We start from the raw sequence: 4,509 nt of genomic DNA, 5'->3' as shown, positions 1-4,509 counted from the left end.
TCCCTCTGTCGCAAGAGGAATGATCAACCAAGGGCTTCACCCATGATCAACCAGGGTGCCACCCCACCGCTCAGACGTTAAAACTCAAGCTAGGCCCCATCCTCAGGAAAGCCGAGCCGGTCCGGGCGGCTGTACACGTTCATCGACGTGCCCCGCAGGAACCCCACCAGCGTCAGGCCCATTTCCGCGGCCAGGTCGACCGCCAGCGACGACGGCGCGGAAACCGCCGCCAGCAGCGGAATCCCTGCCATGACCGCCTTCTGCACCAGCTCGAACGACGCCCGTCCGCTGACCATCAGCACCGTTCCGGACAGCGGTAGTCTCCCCTGCCGTGCCGCCCAGCCGACCACCTTGTCGACGGCGTTGTGCCTGCCGACGTCCTCCCGCAGGCACAGCAGCTCCCCTGCCGCGCTGAACAGGCCCGCCGCATGGAGCCCGCCGGTGCGGTCGAAGACCCGTTGCGCGACCCGGAGCCGATCCGGCAATTCGGCCACTGTGGACGGTGGGATCACCAGGCCGTCGCCGTCCACCGGCCAGGTCGCGGTCGTCCGCACGGCGTCGAGGCTCGCCTTGCCGCAGAGGCCGCACGATGACGTGGTGTAGAAGTTGCGCTCCAGGGAGGCGTCGGGTGGAGCGACTCCGTCGGCGAGGACGACGTCCAGCACGTTGTAGGTGTTGGAACCGTCGGCCGTCGCGCCCGCGCAGTACCGGATCGACCGGATGTCGTCGCTCGACCGTGAACCCCCTTCGCCCACCAGGAATCCGGCCGCGAGATCGAAATCGTGGCCAGGCGTGCGCATCGTGATGGTCAGGGGTTTGCCGCCGACGCGGATCTCCAGCGGCTCTTCGACGGTCAGCGTGTCCGGGCGGGCACCGGGTACCCCTTCCACGACGCGGACCACCCGCCGCCTGCTCGTCACCCGGCCCATCAGCGGATCGCCGGCAGCAGCGACTTCGGCCGTCCCGGCTGGGAAAGCCGTCCGCCGAGCAGCGAGCCGAGAACGCTGAGCGCGCCCGCGACGGCGAACGCGCCGAGATAGCCGTGGGTGGACACGACGAACGCGGCCAGGCCGACTCCGAGAAGCGCCCCGACGGCCTTGGCGGAGTACAGCACCCCGAAGTTCTGGAGCGCGGACTCCTCGCCGAAATAGTCGCGCACCAGGGACACCAGCAGCGAGTAGCAGCTCCCGTTGCCGAGCCCCGCCAATGCGGCACCGGCGACGAGCCCCGCCGCGCTGTCGCCCGAGTAGAGCAGGACGAACTGGGCGATCCCGCCCGTGGCCAGTGCCAGGCGCAGGATCCGGCGACGGCCGAGCCGGTCGGACAGACCGCCGAGCAGGACGCGCCCGGCGCCGGTCACCCCGGCGAGCACCGCGAGCGCGACGGCGGCGAGCATTGGCCCACCTCCTTGCGCGGCGACGAAGGTCGCGAGATAGGCGACGTCGAAGAGCAGGACCGCGGCGGCCAGCACGACGATGAGGTACATCGCGACCGCGGTCGGGCACCGGAGCACCTCCGACGGCCGGTACTCGCGCAGGGCGGGCCGGTTGACCGCCACGCCGCGGTTGCGCACCTTGTCGGCCGCCCATACCCGCGGATCCGGGTGTTCCGGCCACCAGCGGGGCGGCGGATCGCGCAGCAGGACCGCGGTGCTCGCGATCATCATGAGCACGGCCACCGCGACCACGTCCAGCAGCGGCCGCCGAGTGCCCTCCGACAGCCAGAATCCCCCTGCAAGCACGAAAACCACGCTCCCGTAAGCGAAAGCCCCACTGACCGCGCCGACCCGCGCCGGGACGCGGTCGGGGAACCAGTTCATCACCGTGCCGACGCAGGTCGCGTACACGACTCCCGTGCCGAGCCCACCGAGGACCGAGTAGCCGATGAACATCGTGAGCAGAGTGCTCGCGTGCCCCAAGGTGAACATCCCGGTGGAACAGAGCACCCCGCCGATGATCACCGCCACCGCGGGCGGGAACATCCCGCGCTCACGCAGGCGGGCGACCGGGTACACCGCGCACGCCTGGCACATCGTCCAGATCGCGAAGGAGACGACCACCTCGGGGAACGTCCATCCGTAGGTGGCCATCAAGACCGGTGCGACGACGCCGAAGCCGTATTGCTGGATGCCGGCGGCGAACATCGCGGCCCAGCTGAGCCACAACATCCACGACCGGGGCTTGCCGAGCAGGTCCACGTCGCTTTCGCCGACGCGATACCGGCGGCCGTAGTGGTCTCGCAGAATTCGAGGATCGGGCATGGGTCCCACCCCGCTCACGGCAGATTGTATACAGTATGTAGTCTGGTTATAGCACTCGGCCCGCCGGAAGTCCACGAATTGTCGGGCCCCCTCGTTAGCGTCGGCCGGCATGGACACCACGCCCTTCCGAGCCCGGATCCCGGAGGCCGATCTCGAAGACCTCCGCGACCGGCTCCGTCGCACCCGCTGGCCCGAGGACGAGACCGTCGACGACTGGTCGCAAGGCGTTCCCGCCGCTTACCTGCGCGAACTGTGCTCGTACTGGGCGGACACGTACGACTGGCGGGCCGCGGAGTCCCGGCTCAACGCGTTCCCCCAGTTCCGGTCCGGGATCGACGGGCTCGGCATCCACTATCTGCACGTCCGCTCCCCGCATCCCGGCGCGCTACCGCTGATCCTCACCCATGGCTGGCCGGGTTCGGTCTTCGAATTCCTCGACGTGCTCGGCCCGCTCACCGATCCGGTCGCCCACGGCGGAGACGCGGCGGACGCCTTCCACGTCGTGGTCCCATCCCTGCCCGGGTACGGCTTCAGCGACAAACCCGCCCGCGCCGGCTGGTCGATCCAACGCATCGCCGACGCGTGGATCCGCCTCATGGACGGCCTGGGCTACGAGCGCTTCGGCGCCCAGGGCGGCGATTGGGGCACCAGCATCACCACGCTCATGGCTCGGACGGCGCCGGAGCGCCTGGCCGGGATCCACCTCAATCCCCCGCTGGCCGCGCCGGATCCTGCGACGTTCGGCGACCTGACCGCGTCGGAGCGGAAATCGCTCGACGACCTCGAAAGCGCGAAGGCGGACGGTTCGGGCTACGCGATCCAGCAGGCGACGCGGCCGCAGACGATCGGCTACGCCCTGGCCGATTCGCCGGTCGCGCTGTGCGCGTGGATCGTCGAGAAGTTCCAGGCGTGGACGGATTGCGACGGCCACCCGGAGAACGCGTTGAGCCGGGACGCGATGCTCGACGACATCACGCTCTACTGGCTGACCGGCACCGGCGCCTCGTCCGCCCGCCTGTACTGGGAGAGTTTCGCCGAGGTGTCGAGCTGGTTCTCGGAATCCACAGTGGACACGATCACCGTGCCGACGGGCTGTTCGCTCTTCCCGCGCGAGATCCCGCGCCCGTCCCGCCGCTGGGCCGAACGCCGCTTCACCGACATCCGGTACTGGAACGAGCTGGACCGGGGCGGCCACTTCGGGGCCTTCGAGCAGCCGGGCGTCTTCACCGAGGAGGTGCGGTCGTTCTTCCGGCTCGTGCGCTGACCGTTGACTGTGACACCGTGTCAGGCTGTCTGGTGGGAGGACCATGTTCAGTATCGGAGATTTCGCCAAGCACGGCCGGGTGTCGGTCCGGATGCTGCGTCACTACGACGCCATCGGGCTGCTGCGGCCCGCCCACGTCGATCCGTTCAGCGGCTACCGGTCCTACACCGGCGACCAGCTGGCCCGGCTCAACCGGGTGATCGCGCTCAAGGACCTCGGCTTCACGCTCACCCAGGTGCAGGAGATCCTCGACGCGGAGATCGGCGTGGACGAGTTGCGCGGGATGCTGCGGCTGCGCCGTGCCGAACTCGAAGCGGCCATCGCGGCCGACGAGGCGCGGCTCAAGGCCGTCGAAGCGAGGCTCCGGTCGATCGAAAGCGAGGGAACCATGCCTTCCGAAGACGTCGTCGTCAAAAGCCTCCCCGCGGTGCGCGTCGCAGAGCTCACCGGGACGGCGAGCGGATACGTGAACGAGGAGATCGGGCCCGTCGTGCAGGGGCTCTACAAGGAACTGTTCGGCGCGCTCGGCCCGATCACGCCGTCCGGACCGCTCATCGCCTACTACGAAGACGATGCCGACGGCGAGCGAGTGCTGATCCACGCCGCCGTCCCGATCTCGGCCGAAACCGATGGCACCGAAGGCTTCTCGACCGTTCGGCTCGCCGAAGTGGCGACCGCGGCGACGATCCTGCACCGGGGCTCGCTGGAGACCGTGCTCTCCAGCTACCAGGCGCTGGCGAAGTGGGTCGACGCGCACGGCTATCGCGCGAACGGCCCGGCGCGGGAGTTCTACCTCGAGTGCCCGGCCGACGGGGACCTGTGGGTCACCGAGCTGCAGCAGCCGATCACCAAGGCCTGATGCTCACGTGGGTCGTGAGTGGCGATTCGGGTTTTTTACCCCAAACCCCCCAAACACCCCCCCCAGGGCCCCCCGCAACACCCCCCCCCCCCACCCGCAACAAAACCGGCCCCCCCCCCCCGCCCC

General features: G+C 69.5%; 4 protein-coding genes. 2 read left to right on the top strand and 2 right to left on the bottom strand.

The genetic code is table 11. The annotated features are described in order from the left end of the window. Positions 1–89: 89 nt before the first annotated feature. Together fdhD and ACIRGA_RS22940 are read right to left on the bottom strand one after the other, a co-directional pair. The gene (fdhD, locus tag ACIRGA_RS22945; protein WP_400944220.1) at positions 90–929 is read right to left on the bottom strand and encodes a formate dehydrogenase accessory sulfurtransferase FdhD; all 840 of its coding nucleotides are present in this window, start codon (positions 927–929) and stop codon (positions 90–92) included. Next, positions 929–2,260: an OFA family MFS transporter gene (locus ACIRGA_RS22940; RefSeq protein ID WP_400944218.1), complete on the bottom strand. Its 1,332-nt coding sequence runs from the start codon at positions 2,258–2,260 to the stop codon at positions 929–931. The genes fdhD and ACIRGA_RS22940 overlap by 1 nt, the downstream gene beginning before the upstream one ends. A 109-nt stretch (positions 2,261–2,369) precedes the next feature. On the opposite strand from ACIRGA_RS22940, the gene ACIRGA_RS22935 reads away from it, so the two are divergent. Further along, the gene (locus tag ACIRGA_RS22935; RefSeq protein WP_400944216.1) at positions 2,370–3,524 is read left to right on the top strand and encodes an epoxide hydrolase family protein; all 1,155 of its coding nucleotides are present in this window, start codon (positions 2,370–2,372) and stop codon (positions 3,522–3,524) included. Positions 3,525–3,567: 43 nt separating this feature from the next. Then, positions 3,568–4,383, top strand: coding sequence for a MerR family transcriptional regulator (locus ACIRGA_RS22930; RefSeq protein WP_400944214.1), 816 nt, complete (start codon positions 3,568–3,570; stop codon positions 4,381–4,383). Positions 4,384–4,509 lie beyond the last annotated feature (126 nt).

This window comes from Amycolatopsis sp. NPDC102389 (assembly GCF_044765885.1).
GTDB lineage: Bacteria > Actinomycetota > Actinomycetes > Mycobacteriales > Pseudonocardiaceae > Amycolatopsis.
Note: the sequence above shows the minus strand (reverse complement) of the source record. Positions and strands in the feature narration are given on the sequence as shown.

What these genes read in the sequence shown, in the direction of transcription:
- fdhD (WP_400944220.1), bottom strand. Translation starts at nt 929, where the DNA reads ATGGGCCGGGTGACGAGCAGGCGGCGGGTGGTCCGCGTCGTGGAAGGG.
- ACIRGA_RS22940 (WP_400944218.1), bottom strand. Translation starts at nt 2,260, where the DNA reads ATGCCCGATCCTCGAATTCTGCGAGACCACTACGGCCGCCGGTATCGC.
- ACIRGA_RS22935 (WP_400944216.1), top strand. Translation starts at nt 2,370, where the DNA reads ATGGACACCACGCCCTTCCGAGCCCGGATCCCGGAGGCCGATCTCGAA.
- ACIRGA_RS22930 (WP_400944214.1), top strand. Translation starts at nt 3,568, where the DNA reads ATGTTCAGTATCGGAGATTTCGCCAAGCACGGCCGGGTGTCGGTCCGG.